At 67.7% G+C, this 1,496-nt stretch carries 1 protein-coding gene; it reads left to right on the forward strand.

The genetic code is table 11. From position 1 onward, the window contains the following. On the forward strand, positions 1-1,213 hold a 1,213-nt coding region (locus tag AC1VAN_RS21630; protein ID WP_480986720.1), incomplete at its 5' end, for a CsgG/HfaB family protein. Positions 1,214-1,496 lie beyond the last annotated feature (283 nt).

A 1,496-nucleotide genomic window follows, 5' to 3' on the forward strand; every position in this document is an offset into this window, starting at 1 on the left:
GAGCCAGCTCGACGAAGAAACCATCGCCCGCGTGCGCGCCAGCGACGAAGGCTGGAGCTTCAAGGGTTCGGCCTCGGCCAGCGCTTCCGGCGAAGCCTCCGCCAAGGGCGGCTCGGCGTCGGCCAGCGTCAAGGAAAACTACGAAGAGCAGGTCAAGGTAGACGCCAAGCGCGGTGCCAGCTCCTTCGATTCGGATGTCACCCGGCGCAGCATGCGCAGCTACTGGAAGGTGCGTGTCCGCGCGCAGATTGCCCAGTACCGCGCACCGGATGAAGAAGGCAAGCCGAAGATCGTGGTGGCCCTGCCGCGCACCAAGTCGGGCAGCTATGCCGTTGGCGATGGCCGGGTGAATGCCGACGAGGTCGCCCAGGCGATCCGCGCGCGGCTGTCCGACACGCTTACCCAGACCCAGCGTTTCATCGTGCTGGACCGCGAGTTCGGCGACGAACTGCAGGCCGAGATCGACCACATCAACAGTGGCAACGTGCGCCTGCAGGACACCGCGCGCGTTGGCCAGCAGCTGGCGACCGACCTGATCCTGATTCCGACCATCGAACGGTTCGAGTACCCGCGCAGCGTGCGCAACCTGCGCATGTCCGATCGCCAGGTGACCTCGTATTCCGGTGGCGGCCGCATCACCCTGCGCCTGGTCAATGCCACCACCGGCCAGGTGGTGATGTCCGACAGCTTCGACCATCAGTTGGCCTCGACCGGCCCGAGCACGCTGCCGCGCGTGGTCAATGGCCGCAGCATGGCCGCCTCGATGATGGACTCGCTGTCCGGGCAGATCGGCAGCACGATCGTCACCACGCTGTTCCCGGTGTCGGTGGTGTCCGTCGATGGCGACCAGGTGGTGCTGAGCCAGGGCGGTGACACCGTGCAGGTCGGCCAGCGCTGGCAGGCCGTGCGCCTGGGCGAAGAGCTGAAGGACCCGCAGACCGGCCGTTCGCTCGGCCGCAGCGAGCATCCGTGCTGCACCATCCGCATCGACCGCGTTGCCGCGCAGACGTCCTACGGCACCCTGGAAGAGGGCGTCGACGCGATGCGCGGTGGTTTCCGCCCCGGCCAGATCGAACTGCGCCAGAAGCTGGGCAGCAAGCCCAAGGCCGCCGCCGGCGCAACCGCATCGGCCGCCCCGGCCGCCGCAGCGCGCCCGGCCAGCAAGCCGAAGCCCAAGCCCGCCGCCGCCCCGGCCGAAGACCCGAACTGGTAAGACACCTCGGTTCGAGGCACGTGGGGGTCAGAGACCTTTCCCGCCGGGAAAGGGATCTGACCCCTTCTTGTTGCGTGTCGACCAAGGTCGACACCTACCAAGAGCATCACAGAACGCCGTTCCGACAGATCGCAGAAATCTGTCCAAGGCGGGGAGGGTCCGGTTGCGGGGGTGTCCGCGGCATGGATGCCGCGGCCAAGCCCCCAAGGATGGGTTTACGGCGTCCCCCGCAGCCGGACCCTCCCCGCCATCCCACGGAATGCAGCTTCTGCTGTTGCTGTTG

The sequence above is a fragment of the Stenotrophomonas sp. 05L44_2 genome, assembly GCF_056665995.1.